This is a genomic window from Falsiroseomonas algicola (assembly GCF_011040385.1).
Taxonomy (GTDB): Bacteria; Pseudomonadota; Alphaproteobacteria; order Acetobacterales; family Acetobacteraceae; genus Falsiroseomonas; species Falsiroseomonas algicola.
On sequence record NZ_JAAIKB010000010.1, the window covers coordinates 49,550 to 64,020 of the forward strand.

Annotated in this window: 15 protein-coding genes; 8 read left to right on the forward strand and 7 right to left on the reverse strand. The window is 71.4% G+C overall.

Features of this window, described 5'->3' with window-relative positions; translation table 11 throughout:
- Positions 1 to 7: 7 nt before the first annotated feature.
- The 5 genes from bcp (at position 8) to G3576_RS21575 (ending at position 4,371) form a co-directional block, all read left to right on the forward strand.
- A complete protein-coding gene (gene bcp, locus G3576_RS21555; RefSeq protein ID WP_164696511.1) occupies positions 8 to 484 on the forward strand; it encodes a thioredoxin-dependent thiol peroxidase in 477 nt (158 codons plus the stop codon).
- A gap of 29 nt (positions 485 to 513) precedes the next feature.
- Positions 514 to 1,596, forward strand: coding sequence for a class I SAM-dependent methyltransferase (locus tag G3576_RS21560; protein WP_164696512.1), 1,083 nt, complete (start codon positions 514 to 516; stop codon positions 1,594 to 1,596).
- A 120-nt stretch (positions 1,597 to 1,716) separates the two neighbouring features.
- Positions 1,717 to 2,931, forward strand: coding sequence for an MFS transporter (locus tag G3576_RS21565; RefSeq protein ID WP_164696513.1), 1,215 nt, complete (start codon positions 1,717 to 1,719; stop codon positions 2,929 to 2,931).
- Between the two features lie 349 nt (positions 2,932 to 3,280).
- Entirely contained in the window at positions 3,281 to 3,727 is a 447-nt protein-coding gene (locus tag G3576_RS21570) for a hypothetical protein (protein WP_164696514.1), read from the forward strand.
- A gap of 5 nt (positions 3,728 to 3,732) precedes the next feature.
- Positions 3,733 to 4,371, forward strand: a complete 639-nt coding sequence (locus tag G3576_RS21575; RefSeq protein WP_164696515.1) for an aspartate/glutamate racemase family protein — start codon at positions 3,733 to 3,735, stop codon at positions 4,369 to 4,371.
- A gap of 6 nt (positions 4,372 to 4,377) precedes the next feature.
- On the opposite strand, the gene G3576_RS21580 is transcribed toward G3576_RS21575, so the two are convergent.
- The 5 genes from G3576_RS21580 to G3576_RS21600 all read right to left on the reverse strand — a co-directional run bounded on the left by G3576_RS21580 (position 4,378) and on the right by G3576_RS21600 (position 8,987).
- Positions 4,378 to 5,697, reverse strand: coding sequence for a M48 family metalloprotease (locus G3576_RS21580; protein WP_164696516.1), 1,320 nt, complete (start codon positions 5,695 to 5,697; stop codon positions 4,378 to 4,380).
- A gap of 5 nt (positions 5,698 to 5,702) precedes the next feature.
- Positions 5,703 to 6,260 (reverse strand): LemA family protein, encoded by a 558-nt coding sequence (locus G3576_RS21585; protein WP_164696517.1) that lies wholly within the window; start codon positions 6,258 to 6,260, stop codon positions 5,703 to 5,705.
- A gap of 86 nt (positions 6,261 to 6,346) precedes the next feature.
- Positions 6,347 to 7,081, reverse strand: coding sequence for a DsbA family oxidoreductase (locus tag G3576_RS21590; RefSeq protein WP_164696518.1), 735 nt, complete (start codon positions 7,079 to 7,081; stop codon positions 6,347 to 6,349).
- An 11-nt stretch (positions 7,082 to 7,092) separates the two neighbouring features.
- Complete coding sequence (locus G3576_RS21595; RefSeq protein WP_207622964.1) at positions 7,093 to 8,280, reverse strand: aminotransferase; 1,188 nt, start codon at positions 8,278 to 8,280, stop codon at positions 7,093 to 7,095.
- Positions 8,277 to 8,987, reverse strand: a complete 711-nt coding sequence (locus G3576_RS21600; protein WP_164696519.1) for a DNA-3-methyladenine glycosylase family protein — start codon at positions 8,985 to 8,987, stop codon at positions 8,277 to 8,279. The genes G3576_RS21595 and G3576_RS21600 overlap by 4 nt, the downstream gene beginning before the upstream one ends.
- 245 nt (positions 8,988 to 9,232) lie before the next feature.
- On the opposite strand from G3576_RS21600, the gene G3576_RS21605 reads away from it, so the two are divergent.
- Both G3576_RS21605 and G3576_RS21610 read left to right on the forward strand, forming a co-directional pair.
- Positions 9,233 to 9,961, forward strand: coding sequence for a response regulator (locus tag G3576_RS21605; protein WP_164696520.1), 729 nt, complete (start codon positions 9,233 to 9,235; stop codon positions 9,959 to 9,961).
- A 2-nt stretch (positions 9,962 to 9,963) separates the two neighbouring features.
- Positions 9,964 to 11,310 carry an ATP-binding protein gene (locus G3576_RS21610; RefSeq protein ID WP_328729532.1) on the forward strand — a complete coding sequence of 449 codons (1,347 nt, stop codon included), beginning with the start codon at positions 9,964 to 9,966 and terminating at the stop codon, positions 11,308 to 11,310.
- A gap of 9 nt (positions 11,311 to 11,319) precedes the next feature.
- On the opposite strand, the gene G3576_RS21615 is transcribed toward G3576_RS21610, so the two are convergent.
- Positions 11,320 to 11,523 (reverse strand): hypothetical protein, encoded by a 204-nt coding sequence (locus tag G3576_RS21615; protein ID WP_164696521.1) that lies wholly within the window; start codon positions 11,521 to 11,523, stop codon positions 11,320 to 11,322.
- Between the two features lie 288 nt (positions 11,524 to 11,811).
- Here G3576_RS21615 and G3576_RS21620 point away from each other — a divergent pair, with 288 nt between their 5' ends.
- Positions 11,812 to 12,573, forward strand: a complete 762-nt coding sequence (locus G3576_RS21620) for a hypothetical protein (RefSeq protein ID WP_164696522.1) — start codon at positions 11,812 to 11,814, stop codon at positions 12,571 to 12,573.
- A gap of 25 nt (positions 12,574 to 12,598) precedes the next feature.
- Here the strand turns inward: G3576_RS21620 and G3576_RS21625 are convergent, their stop codons facing one another.
- The gene (locus tag G3576_RS21625; protein ID WP_164696523.1) at positions 12,599 to 14,416 is read right to left on the reverse strand and encodes a DUF6492 family protein; all 1,818 of its coding nucleotides are present in this window, start codon (positions 14,414 to 14,416) and stop codon (positions 12,599 to 12,601) included.
- Positions 14,417 to 14,471: the final 55 nt, after the last annotated feature.

The window sequence follows — 14,471 nt, forward strand, 5'->3', positions numbered from 1 at the left end:
GCCCGCCATGCCCGAAACCGCCGGCCCCGCAGAGGGAACAACTGCCCCCGCCTTCACCATGCCGGCCTCCGGCGGCCGCACCGTCAGCAGCACGGACCTCGCGGGCAAGCCCTACCTGCTCTACTTCTACCCCAAGGCGGACACCCCCGGCTGCACCAAGCAGGCCTGCGGCATCCAGGAAGCGCTGCCGGCGCTGGGCAAGACGGGCCTGACCGTCATCGGCATCTCGCCCGACCCGATGAAGCCGATCGAGAAGTTCGCCGCCAAGTACAACCTGACCTTCCCGCTGGCCTCCGATGAGGACCACAAGGTCGCCGAGGCCTATGGGGTCTGGGTCGAGAAGTCGATGTATGGCAAGACCTACATGGGCATGGAGCGCTCCAGCTTCCTCGTCGGCGCCGATGGCAAGGTCGCCAAGGTGTGGCGGAAGGTGAAGCCCGAGGCGCATGCCGCGCAGGTACTGGAAGCCGCGAAGGGATTGTGATGGCCGGGACGTCGGATCAGGGGCGCGGCATGCAACGCATGCCGGTGGATGGCTGGCGCGCGGGGGACGAGACCGCCCGGGAAGCGGCCGCCTGGGCCATCCGCCTGTTCTGCGGCCGCGAACCGGCGGATGAGGAGGAGATCCGGCACCTCAGCCAGTACGAGACGCTGGACGGCCTGCGCCGTGCCTTCACGGAGAACTGGGAATTCCGCCAGTTCGTGGATGGCATGAGCGGCGGGCGACGCCGTTGGGGCGTGCCGCCCTTCCTGATGCGTCCGCCCCGCACCGACATTCCCTCGAAGCACGAACAGCCAACCCTCGACGAGCCCGTTTCACAGCTCTGCACCGGCAGCCAGTTCAAGGAACCGGTCTACGCCGAGATCACCGAAGCGCTGGCGATGCACGCCAATCCCCACCGCAAGACCTGGGAGATGGCCTACATCACCTCCGTCCTGGCGACGCATGGAATGATCGGCGTCGGCCGGCGCGCGATCGGCTTCGGCTGCGGGCGCGAACGCCTGCCCTCACTCCTGGCCTCCCGCGGGGTGGAGGTGGTGGCGACGGACCAGCCAGCCAACGACACCGCTGATCTGGCCCGCTGGCGCTCCAGCAACCAGCACGCCAGCGGGCTCGGGGATCTGTTCCACAACCAGATCGTCCACCTCGACGATTTCGAGCGGCTGGTCGAATTCGGCGCCGTGGACATGAACGACATCCCGGCCAGCCTGGACGGCCAGTTCGATTGCTGCTGGTCGATGTCGGCGCTGCAATACATCGGCCCGCTGGAGCGCAGCCTGGCCTTCGTGGAAGCGAGCCTGCGCACCATCAAGCCCGGCGGCATCGCGGTGCACACGACCGACTTCAACCTCTCTTCCAATGGCGACACGCTCGACAACGGCCGCCAATGCATCCTGCGCCGGCGGGATGTCGAGGCGCTCTGTGTGCATCTCACGGCGCAGGGGCACCAGGTGATGCCGCTGAACCTGCACCCCGGCCATGACGCCACGGACGAGGTGGTGGACCTGCCGCCCCACGGCCTGCCGCACCTCAAGCTGTTCGTCGATCGCTACGTCACCACCTCGATCGGCATCGCCATCCGCAAGGGCGGCTGAGGAACCCCCGCGCCAGGCGCATGCCGCAATGCGGCAGGGTTGTGCCTGGCGCGGCCTTCCGTGATTGAGAAGCGCCGCCTGGGGTGGAACACTGACGCGGAAACGTCAGGATACCGTCCCATGACAACGCGGCCCGCCATCTCCGCCGGCCTGCTGATGACCTGCGCCGTGCTCTGCGCGGCCCTCGCCATGGGGCTGCGCAATTCCTTCGGCCTGTTCCTGGCGCCGATGACGGAACAGAACCTCTGGACCGCCTCCGGCTTCTCCTTCGCCATCGCGCTCCAGGTCCTGATCAACGGCGTCAGCCAGCCCATCTGCGGCCAGCTGGCGGATCGCTTCGGGGGGCGCGCCGTGGTGATCGGCGGGTCGCTGCTCTACGCCGGCGGCATCCTCGGCATGGCGCTCGCCACCCATCTCGGCGTCTTCACCGTCTTTGCCGGCGTCATGATGGGCGTCGCCGTCTCCGCCGCCGGCATGCCCGTCATCATCTCCACGCTCACGCGCCTGCTGCCCGAAAGCCAGCGCGGCCGGGCCGCCGGCCTCGGCACCGCCGGCTCCTCCTTCGGCCAATTCCTCGTCGTGCCGATGGCCGGGCTCGGCATCGCGACCCTGGGCTGGCAGGCGACCATGATCGGCATGGCCGCGGTGGCCCTGCTGATGATCCCGCTGTCCCTGGTCCTCGCGGAACCGCCGCGGCCGAAGATCGTCGCCGCCAGCGAGGAATCCGCGACCGAGGCCCTCAAGCGCGCCTTCCGCACGCCGAGCTTCTGGTTCCTCTTCTTCGGCTTCTTCGTCTGCGGGCTGCACATCTCCTTCCTCACGACCCACCTGCCCGGCTTCGTGCATACCTGCGGCCTGCCCGTCGCCGTCGGCGCCGGCGCCATCAGCCTGATCGGCCTGTTCAACATCGTGGGCTCGCTCGGCGCCGGGGAACTCACGCAGCGCTGGAAGCGGCGCGAACTCCTGGTGCTGATCTACGCCTCCCGCGGCGTGCTCATGGCCGCCTTCATGCTGGTGGAGAAGACCACGACGAGCGTGCTGATCTTCTCCGCCTTCATGGGCATCCTCTACCTCTCGACCGTCCCGCCTACCATCGCCCTCGTCGCGCGGAACTTCGGCACGCGATGGCTCGCCACCATCTTCGGCCTGGTGTTCCTGGGCCACCAGATCGGCGGCTTCACCGGCGCCTGGCTCGGCGGCATCGTGCTCGACCGCACCGGCAACTACGACGCCATGTGGTGGGCCGGCGTCGCCGCCTCCGCCTTCGCCGCGCTGATCCACCTGCCGGTGAAAGACCCGGCCCCGCCGGCCATGGCCAAACCCGCGGCGGCGTGACGGGGCGGGGCGCGCGGGTTGGAAGCCCCGGCGAGGGGCTTCGCGCCCCTCTCCGGACCTCTCCCGCGCCAGGGTCCAGCGGGACCCTGGACCGCGAGGCTACTGGTCGGTGAAGGGAGGGGCATGAAGCGACCGTTTGTTCGTCGCGCGCTCTGTGCCCCTCCCTTCACCGACCAATCCCATGGGTTCCAAGGGGCCGCTGCCCCTTGGCGGGGAAGGGGTCTGGGGAAGGGGCGGAGCCCATTCCCCAGGAGCCACCGCCCCGCCCTCCACCCCCGACACACCAGCCAGGGGTGTGCCCTGCCGGCCGGCCGGGTTATCATGGCCATGGACGAGCGAGGGGCGTGGCATGCGGCGCTGGGTGATGGTGGTGGCGGCGGCTTTGGCCTTGGGCAGCAGTGCGGGGGCCCAGCAGGGTGATCCGCCGCATGCCTGGGTCTTCGGGTCCTGGACCGGTGGGGTGTTCCCGCCGGGGGAGACGAGCGGACCGCGCTGCACGGGCCAGCCGAGCGTGATCTTCACCCGGGACGTCGTGATGCGGGCGTCCGTCTTCGACGTGCCCTATCGCCAGCGCCTGATCGAGACGGTGGCGACGGGCCCGGACGCGCTGGAGTTCCGCCTGGTGCCAGTGCCGGCGCAGTCCGGCCCGCTCGGTGCGCGGCTGCCGAACGACATCGGCTTCGGCTGCCCGGGCGGCCCGAACACCTTGCGGGTGGAGCGGCGCGGCCCGAACGAGATCGTCTTCCCGAATTGCGCGGAATTCCCCTCCCCGCTCATGCGCTGCGTCGGGAACTGAGCGTGATGCGGATCGCGCTGATCCACGCGCTGCGCCATTCGCCGCCGCCGATCGAGGCCGCCTTCCGGGAGTTCTGGCCGGAGGCGGTGCTGATGAACCTGCTGGATGACAGCCTCTCGGCCGACCTGGCGCGGGAGGGTTCGCTGACGCCGGCGATGACGGAGCGGTTCCGCACGCTGGGGCGCTACGCCGTGGATACGGGCGCGCAGGGCATCCTGTTCTCCTGTTCCGCCTTCGGCCCCTGCATCGAGGCGGTGGCGGCGGATGTCGCGCCGGTGCCGGTGCTGAAGCCGAATGAGGCGGCGATCGAGGAGGCCGTCGGATACGGCCGCCGCATCGGGTTGCTGGCGACCTTCGCGGGGACGCTTGCTTCCATGCCGCCGGAATTCCCGCCGGGGGTGGAGTTGGTGCCTTGCCTGGCGCCGGGCGCGCTGGCGGCGCTGGATGCGGGCGACGGGGCGACGCATGACCGGCTGGCGGCGGAGGCGTCGCGCGCGCTCCGGGATTGCGACGTGGTGCTGCTCGGCCAGTTCAGCCTGGCCCGCGCGGCGGGGCTGGTGGCGGAAGCGACGGGACGGCCGGTGGTGACCACGCCCGGCAGCGCCGTGCGCAAACTGCGCCAGGCGATGCTCGTCCCGGCCTGAGGGCCTTCACCCGCGCGGCGGCGGGGGCGCGGCCTCGTCGGGATTGCGGCCATCGCGGCGCGCTTCCTCCCGCTTCGCCTGGTTCTTCATGATCTGCGGGTCGAGGGTGCGCGCAAAGGCCGCCATGGCGTCCAGCCTTTCCTGCTGGTCCGAGCGGGGAGGCAGCGCGGCGGACGCGGCCGGTGCCCAGGGGGAGGCCTCGCCGCCGCCCGCGAAGGCCGGCGCGTGTTCCGGCTTCCAGGGCGCCATGGTGGCGTCGGGATCGCCGGCCTCGGCTTCGGCTTCGGGCGTTTCGTCCTCGATCTCCGGCAGCGGGCCCGGGTCATGGCCGCCGGCGTAGCGGACCAGCGCCTCGATCCGCCGTTCGATCGGCGGATGGGTGGCGAACCAGCCGACATTCCGGCTCAGCGCGCGGTCGTGCAGGAACAGGGCGCGGACCTGTTCGGCGACGTCCGGCAGTTGCGGCCGCTGGGCGACCTTGCGCAGCGCGCTGATCATGGCGTCGGCGTCCTGCGTCATCTCCACCGCGCCGGCATCGGCCAGGTATTCGCGGTTCCGCGACAGCGCCATGCGCAGCACGATGGCCAGCACATGCGCCATCACCGCGATGACGATGGCCACCAGGATGAGCACGACGACGACACCGGCGCCACCGCTGTTGCCGCTGCTGCGGTTGGAGGAGGACGAGGAGTTAGATGATCCGCCGCGGCCGAGCCGGACGTGCCGCATCGCCTTCAGGATGTTCCAGACGCCATCGGTGACGAGGGTGATGACGCCGCAGAAGACGGTGGCGATGACGCCAAGCCGCGCGTCGCCGTTGCGGATATGCGCGAGTTCATGCGCGAGCACGGCCGACAGCTCGCGATCATCCAGCGCGTCCATCAGCCCGCGCGTCACCGCGACCATGGAGCGGTCCGGCGTCAGCCCCGCCGCGAAGGCGTTGCGGGCCGGGCTTTCGATGACGGAAAGGCGCGGCAGGCGCATGCCGCGGGCGATGCAGAGTTCCTCGGCCAGGCGCCAGAGCCGCGGTTCGTCGCGCGGGTCCTGCACGCGCTTCGCGCCAGAGGCGATCTCCAGGATGCGGAGATTGGCGCGCCAGGCGATGAGGAACCACAGCCCCGCGACGACCAGCGCCAGCGGGATGATGGTCGGCAGCAGCCGCCAGGCCTGGGCGAACCCCTTGGCGACAGAGGGCGCATCCCAGGCCACGAGGAACAGCGCCAGCGCATAACCCATCGCGACCAGCAGGAAGGGAAAGCCGGCCAGCAGCAGGATGGACCGCAGCGCGGTGTTCCATCCATGGGTGCGAAGGCCGGTGGCCTGCATCGGGGCTAGAACTTCACCTGCGGCGCCGTGTTGACCGCCGCGCGTTCGTTCTCCGCCAGCTCGAAGAAGCCGCGCGGGGTGAAGCCGAGGCTGCCCGCGAAGAACACCGCCGGGATGGACTGGATGGCGCTGTTGAACTCGGCGACCGCGCTGTTGAAGAAGCGGCGCGCGGCGGCGATCTTGCCCTCCACCGCCGACAACTCCCCCTGCAGGGACAGGAAGTTCTGATTGGCCTTGAGGTCGGGATAGGCTTCCGACAGGGCGAAGAGCCGCCCGAGCGCGCCGGAGAGCTGGCCCTCCGCCGCCGAGGCCGCTTCCGGCCCCTGGGCGGAGACGGCGGCGTTGCGGGCCTTCACCACGGCGTCCAGCGTGCCGCGTTCATGCGCGGCGTAGCCCTTCACCGTCTCGACCAGGTTCGGGATCAGGTCATGCCGCTGCTTGAGCTGGACCTCGATATCGGCCCAGGCCTGGCCGGTGGATTGCCGCAGCGCCACGAGGCGGTTGTAGACCATCACCAGCCACAGCAGCAGCAGGACGACGATCCCGAGAATGACCCATTCCATCGCGCGGCTCCCAAGTGTGGCGGGAGCCTAGCGCGCGATGGTTTGCCAAGGAATTCACGCGGCCCTTGGGTCCGTGTCGCCGCGTTTCACGCGGCGCGGGCTGAGAGGATGGCATGGGCCCGGCGGAAGGCATCCGCCATGTTGGGGCCGGGCATGGCGCCGCTGAACAGCAGGTGCCGGTCCATCAGGAAGCTCGGTACGCCATCGAGGCCCGCCCGGCGCGCGGCCATGTCCTCGGCCAGGACTTCCTGCGCCCCTTCGTCGGAGGCGAGCATGGCATCCACGCCATCGAGCCCGGCTTCCGCCGCGACGGCCGCCAGCACGGCGTGATCCCCGATGTCCCGGCCCTCATGGAAGTAGGCGCGGAACAGCGCCTCCACCACCGCATCCTGGCGGCCGCCAGCCTCGGCGAAGCGGATCACGCGATGCGCGGCGACGGTGTTGGGGGTGCGGATCATGCGGTCGAAGCGGAAATCGAGGCCGACGCCCTTCCCCGCCTCCACCAGCCGCGCATCCATCTGGCGGCTGCGCTCGATCGAGCCGAACTTGGCCGCGCGGTAGGCAGCGCGCTCCACGCCCTCCACCGGCATGTCCGGGTTGAGCTGGTAGGGGCGCCAGCGCACCGCGAAGGCCAGGCCCTGGTCGCGCAGCTCGGCCAGCGCGGCTTCCAGGTTGCGCTTGCCGATCCAGCACCAGGGGCAGATGGCGTCGGAGATGACGTCGATGATGCCCGATGGCGCCGCGGCGGGCGTCACCGGCTGCGGCGCGGCGGCAGGGCCGCAGCCATCGGCGGTGCAGAACTCGGCGTTGCTGTCATCCATGGCGCTGGCTCCTAGAGGTTGGCGAGGCGGCCTGGCACCTGCGCCAGCACCTCCAGCCCCGCATTGGCGAAGGCCAGGCGGATATGGCGATCCTGCCCCGGTCCGAAGAAGGGGCCCGGAAGGCCCATCAGCCCCTGTTCCGCCGCCAGCCTTTCCGCTGCTGCGACAGCGTCCGGCGCGCCCTCCGGCAGGCGGAGATAGGCGAAGTAGGTGCCAATGGCATCGAGCCGCCAGCCCGGCAGCTGCGACACGCCATCGCGGAAGGCCCGCGCGCGATCCGCCATCAGCGCGCGGTTGCCCTCCCGCCACTCCCTGAGCGCCGGGATGGCCCAGGTCAGCGCCGTCTGCGCCGGCCGGGGCGGGCAGATCTGGAAGGTGTCGAGCGCCTTGTCGAGCTCCGCCCGGAAGGCCGGGCCGCTGGCGATGGCGCCCAGGCGGTGCCCCGGGATGCAGTAGGATTTGGAGAAGCTGTAGAGGTGCACCAGCACGTCGCCCCAGTCCGGGTCCCGGAACAGGCTGTGCGGCGGCGACTGGTCGGGGCGGAGGAAGTCCCGGTAGGTCTCGTCCAGCACCAGCATGGCGCCGCGGCGCCGGCAGAGATCGGCGAAGGCCTGGATGACCTCCGGCGGATAGACCGCACCGGTCGGGTTGTTGGGGCTGACCAGGACCACCGCCTTGATGGTGGCCGCCTTCATGATGAGTTCCGCCATGGCGGGGTTCGGCACGAAGCCGTCCTCCGCCCGCGTCGGCAGGGGCACGGCGCGCACGCCCTGCATGGTCAGCGCCATCTCGTGGTTGAAGTACCAGGGGGTGGGCAGCAGCACGCCCTCCCCTTCCGCCGCCAGCACGGCCATGGTCATGGCGAAGGCGAGGTTGCAGCCGGCGGTGATGGCGACGTCGCGGCCCTGGATGGGGGCGCCGTAGAAGCGCGCCATGTCGTCCGCCAGCGCGTCGCGCAGCGCGGTGTCGCCGGCGATGGGGCCATAGCCCGCGCAGGCCGGGTTGGCGGCGGCCTCCCCCAGCTTCGCCAGCAGTTCCGGCGGCGGCGGGTAGCCCGGCACCGCCTGGGTCAGGTCCAGCGCCGGCCCCGCCTGGCCGGCATAGCGGGCCGCCCAGGCGCGGGCGGCGGGAATCGGGGGCGCGGAGGTCCCGCGGATGCGGGCGGAAGGGGTCATACGGATGCGGGCGGACAGGCTCATGGGGGGACGGTGCCGCCGGGCGGGGTCAGCGGCAAGCCATCCTCGATCAACGGCCGTCCGGTGACCTGGCGCCAATGGTGCCAGAGCAGCCGCGCCGCCAGGCCCCGCCAGGGCTGCCAGCGCTGCGCAAAGGCGGCCAGCGCCTTGGGCTTCGGCCGCTCCTGCAGCCCCTTCAGATGCACCACGCTCGCCGCCAGCGCGATGTCGCCACTCGGGAAGATGTCGCGCCGGTCATGGGCAAACAGCAGATGCACCTCCGCCGTCCAGCGCCCGAGGCCGCGTATCGCGGAGAGATGCGCGACCGCCGCCTCGTCCTCCATCGCATCCAGTTCGTCGATGCGGAGCGTGCCATCGAGGATCGCCGTCGCCAGCGATCGCGCATGCGCCGCCTTGGGCCGGGACAGGCCCGCCACGCCGCAGAGAGTCGCATCGTCCAGCGCCAGCAGCCCCGCCGGTTCCAGCGCGCCCGGGATGGCGGAAAGCCGCCCCCAGATGGCGCCCGCCGCCTGGTTGGAGATCTGCTGGCCACAGATGGTGCGCAGAAGCCCGGGGAACCCCGCCGGGCGCGACCGCCAGGGCAGCGGGCCGGCCGTCTGCTCGATGCGCGCCATGTCCGGGTCGATCACGGCCAGCGCGGCCAGCCCGTCGCGCGCCCAGCCTGGCGGATGGGGGAAGAGGGGCGGCGGGGATGGGAGGGAGGGTGCCATCCCCGCCGCCACTACAGGACGCCACCCCGGAGTGCGAGGGGGATCGCCGCCGCGGCGGGAAGAGGGGGTTCCGCGGCGGGGGTGGCATCCGATGCATCGCATATGACCACGCCAGGGTTACGCGCCGAGGGGTCCGAAGGTCATGAAGTGCAACGCTTCGTTGCGCGCCGGGCGCCCGTCACACGCCGCAACATCCGCGAGCGGATGCCGCTTCGATCCCGCGCGTCGCGCGCTATGTTACAGCCATGGACGCCACCGCCCCGCACATCCTGATCGTCGATGACGACCGCGAGATCCGCGAGCTTCTGACCAAGTTCCTGGAGAAGCAGTCGCTCCGCGTCACTGCCGCCCGCGATGCGCGGGACGCGCGCAAGCTCTGGCCGCTCGGCCGCTACCACCTGGTGGTGCTGGACCTGATGATGCCGGGCGAATCGGGCCTCGACCTCGCGCGCTGGCTGCGCAGCCAGTCGGAAGTGCCGATCGTGATGCTGACCGCGATGGGGGAGGAGACGGACCGGATCGTGGGCCTGGAGCTCGGCGCCGACGACTACGTCGCCAAGCCCTTCAACCCGCGCGAATTGCTGGCGCGCATCCGCGCCGTGCTGCGCCGCGCCACGGCCGACAGCAGCACGGGCCCCTCGCAGGAGCCGCCGGCGAAGGTCATCCGCTTCTCCGGCTGGCTGCTGGAACCCGCCCGCCGCCGCCTGCTGAACCCGCAGGGGGTGGAGGTGCCGCTGACCGGCGGCGAGTATGAGCTGCTGATGGTGCTGGTGGAGCGCCCGAACCGCGTGCTGACCCGCGACATGCTGATGGACCTGCTGCGCGGCCGCCAGGCGGGCCCCTTCGACCGCGCGATCGACGTCGCCGTCTCCCGCCTGCGCCGCAAGCTCGAGGATGACGGCCGCAACCCGCAGGTCATCAAGACCGTGCGCGGCGGAGGGTATGTGCTGGCCTCGACCGTCGAACGGGCCTGAGCGTGTTCCGCTGGATGCGCTGGCTGTGGCCCTGCAGCCTGGCCGGGCGCACGGCGCTCGTGCTGCTCTTCGGCCTGGTGCTGGTGCAGGTTGCGGGGCTGACCATCCATGCGCTGGACCGCGTGGATCTCCAGCGCCTGCAGCAGGGCCGGGAGATCTCCCAGCGCGTCTTCAGCGTCTGGCGCAGCCTGCTGCAGCTGCAGCCGGACCGCCGCGCCAGCATGCTGGCGGACCTCGAGATGCCGCCGGGCCTGCGCACGACCTATGATGCCGAGCCGCTGGCCCGGCCCGGCTTCCCGCCCCCGCCCCCGCCGCTGATCCGCCTGTTCCGCCTCGAAGCGGTCATGAATGCGCCGCCGCGCTTCCGGCCGCGGGAGGTCCTGGTCTCCTTCGATCCGCGCCCGGACCTCCTGACGGTCAGCTTCCGCTTTCCCGACCAGGGATGGCTGAACCTGCGGCTGGAATTCCCGCCGCCCCGCCCCTGGCATTCCGAGCATTTCCTCTTCGCCTTCGTGATGATGACGCTGGCCGCGGGCTTGCTGACGCTCTGGGCCGTGCGGCGGCTGACGCGGCCGGTGCGATCACTGGCGGAGGCGGCGAACCGCCTGGGGCGCGACGTGAATGCGCCGCCGCTGCCGGAGGATGGCCCCTCCGAGGTCGCGACCGCGGCCAAGGCCTTCAACACCATGGCGGAGCGCATCCGCCGCTATGTCGGCGACCGCACCCAGATGCTGGCCGCGATCGGGCATGACCTGAAGACGCCGATCACGCGCCTCAAGCTCCGCGCCGAATTCCTCGATGACGACGAGCAGCGCCGGAAGATGCTGGCGGACCTCGACGAGATGGAGGCGATGATCGCCGCCACCCTCGCCTTCGCGCGGGACGAATCGACCGGCGAGCCCTCGGTGCCCGTGGACCTCGCCTCCCTCTGCCGCACCGTGCTGGATGAGGCCGCGGATGCGCGGCCCGACTTCACCGACAGCATCACCTATGAGGGGCCGGAACACCTGACCGTGACAGCCCGGCCCGGCGCGCTGAAACGCGCGCTGGCCAACCTGGTCGGCAACGCCGTCGCCTATGGCGGCGCCGCACGCCTCACCCTGGTCCCGCCCGTGGCAGGCCTGGTCCGGATCACGGTGGAGGACGACGGACCAGGCGTGCCCGATTCGGAACTGGAGAACGTCTTCCAGCCCTTCCGAAGGCTGGAGAGCAGCCGGAACCGCGAGACGGGCGGGACGGGCCTCGGCCTGCCGATCGCCCGCAACATCCTGCGGGCGCATGGCGGCGACGTGGTGCTGCGAAACCGCCCCAAGGGCGGCCTCCAGGCGCTGGCGACCCTGCCGGTCTGAACCGCCCCGTCAGGGCCCGAACAGCATCAACGCGACCTCGCCCGCCGCCATGCTGGCGGTCAGCCCGATCAGCGACCAGCGCATCGCCTCCCGCCACGCAGGCTCCCGCACTGCTGGCTGCGCCAGGCGCCGGCCGCGCGGCGGCAGCGGGATGCGGAGATCGGCCGGGACGGCGCCGGCCGAAAGGCGGGGGTCGAGGGCGATGGTGCTCATGCGAGTATGTGAACATAAAGGGAACATGACCGCAAGCCCGATGTTGAGGTTCTGTTCTCCAACGCCTCCACGCAAGCCCGGGGTCCCTTCGCCCCCGAACCGGACGCGCCCGCGAAGGCGATCCTCACCGAGCCGTGCGAGTCGCGCCGAATCATTCCGGCGGAACCTGCATCGCACCGCCCGCGATGACCGCGTATCGCCACGGCGCCGCCGCCGAGCAGCCATCCTGCAAAGGTCTTGTCCTGTGGTCGCCGGCACCGGAACATGGCCGGGAGGAAGGAGCGCCGCATGTCCGTATCCGATGGGTCACCCCTGGTCCGCCGCCTGCTGGTCCTGCGCCTGGCGACCCTGGGCGGGGCAGCCGCCCTGCCGGGCGTGGCGGTGGCGCAGGGCGCCAAGTCAGGCGGCGGCGGCGTCCCGGGCACCGGGGGCGGCGCGCCGAATCCGGGCAGCAGCGGCAAGGGCGGCGGCACCCCGCCTGCCCGCAGCGGCCTGACCGATAGCGACCCGGGCGACGAGCCCGGCAATGGCCGTGGCGGCAGCCGGCCGAATACCGGCACCTCCGACAGCGACCCCAGCGACCCGCCCGGCCAGGGCCGTGGCGGCAGCCGGCCGAATACCGGCACCTCCGACAGCGACCCCAGCGACCCGCCCGGCCAGGGCCGCGGCGGCAGCCGGCCGAATACCGGGACTACCGACAGTGATCCCAGTGATCCGCCGGGGCGCGGCCGCGGCGGCAGCCGACCGAATGCCGGCACCTCCGACAGCGACCCCAGCGACCCGCCCGGCCAGGGCCGCGGCGGCAGCCGCCCGGGCACGACCGGCGTCACGGACAATGACCCGAGCGACCCGCCGAATGGCGGCCGGGGCGGCAACAGGCCCGGCAGCAAGGGGGCTGGCGGCCCGACCGACACGGACCCCAGCGACCCGCCCGGCCGCGGCCGTGGCGGCAACCGGCCGCCGCCATCCGGCATTTCCGACAGCGACCCGTCGGACCCGCCGGGACGCGGGCGCGGCACCGCGCGGGAACCGCAGCAGAAGCGGACCTGAAACGCCGGCAGGCCCGCGCGCTACGCTACACCCAGATGGTCGCCAGGCGCCGCGCCTCCGCCAGCGCGGCCTCCGGCCCCTCCAGCGCCAGTTCCGACAGGCCCGTCGCCATGCGGTCGCGGAATTCCTGCGGCCAGTTGCAGTGGCGGATGTCACCCTCGAAGCCGCGTCGTGAATCCAGCTTGAAAGGCCAGAGCGAGGGGTCCGCGAAGGCATCGGCATGGCGTTCCAGCACGCGCGTCGCCTTCGGCACGAAGGCCACCACGTTGAAGCCATGCGTGACGAAGTGCCCTCGCGTCAGGTCGAAGCCCGCCGCCAGGAGTGCGTACATCAGGGCGCCGACGTTCCAGCCAGGATTGACCTTGCCGGCCGTGATGCGCGACCGCAGCGGCGGCACCACGACCGCCAGCCATCCGTCATCCTTCAGATGCCGGCGGCAGCGGTCCAGGAAGAGCCCCGGGTTGCGCTGGTTCTGTATGACATGGGATGCCCAGATGCCGTCCAGCGGCGCCTCCGGCTCATACTCATCATAGGGCAGGTTCAGCGCCCGCATGCCGCGCGGTTCCAGGATCGGCGCCAGGCGGTCCGGCCAGAAGCGCCCCTCGATCAGCGCCTCCACATGCTTGCCGAGCAGCGCCATCACCAGCGTCGAGCCGCCGCGATAGCAGCCCAGGTCGAGCACGCGGGGCCCGGTGAGGCCGGCGAAGACCTTGAGGATATCCAGCGTCTCCCGCCCCGTCCGGAATCCCGGGATCAGCAGGGCATCGACCGGATCGATCCTGGGCTCGGGCGGCGCCTGGGTTTCGGCAACCGCCTCGGCCGCGCCGCCCGCCGCCGCCTCCGCCGTGCCAGCCTGGTCGGGCCCGTCGCCATCCGGGGCTTCCTCCGCCGCGTCATCGGTCTCGGCCGCCTCCGCCGCGGGCATGCCCCCCGCGGTCAGGATCGCGATTCCCTCCTCGGTCGAGCCGATCAGCCCGAAGCCCTGCCACAGGCCGGTCACGACCTCCTTCAGCGCGGGATGCACCTCCTGCGTCTTGCGGTGGATGGCCAGCCAATGGAGATGCGGCAGGCCCGTCTGCGCGACGAGGCGGCGGAGCGGCCGCTCGGGATCCGGGAATTTGTGGGGCCAGAGCCCCGTCGCGATGATCGGCGCCGAAAGGTCGTAGATCCCCTCCCGCCCCTGCGCGACCAGCCAGGCGTAGTAGAGCGCGAATTCGAAGAACTGCCCCTTCGTCTCGAACAGCGTGGCCAGGGTCTCGCCGCGGCGCTCCAGCTCCTCCAGCAGCGACAGCACCTGCGCCGTGACCAGCGGATAGGGCGTGACGATGTTGGACACATCGGCAGGCCAGGATTCTTCCGGCACGCCGAAATACGACAGGCACGCATCGGGCACGGACCAGCGCTTGCGCCCGGGGACGATCAGGCGGCCTTCGGGCGTGCGGTAGATCGCCTTGCCCGTGGGCCGGATCAGGTGGTTCTTGCTGTCGATCGAGACGCTGACCGGTGCCTGCACCAGCCGGCAGGCCGCCAGCTTCAGCGCCTGCTGCCGCCGCCAGCCGCGGCGGGACTGGGTGATGCCAGGCAGCAGGCTGTCGGCCCGCACCACCTCCACCTTCCCTGCCAGGTCGCCATAGACGGGTCGGACCTCGGCCTCGAAGCGCTGGTCGAAGCTGGTGGAGTCGTTGTCGTTGTTGACGACGATGATGCGGCCGATGTCGTCCGGCAGGTGGAAGCGGGCGAAGCTGCGCGCCTGCAGGCGCAGCAGCGGCAGGTCACCCACGAAGCTCACCACGACGTAGTCGATCGCGGTGTCGGGGGGGAGGAGGTCGGCGGCGATGCTCATGCCCCCTTGATCCCCCAAGCGCCCCCCCTGACGCAAGCGCCCACCCGGGTCGGGA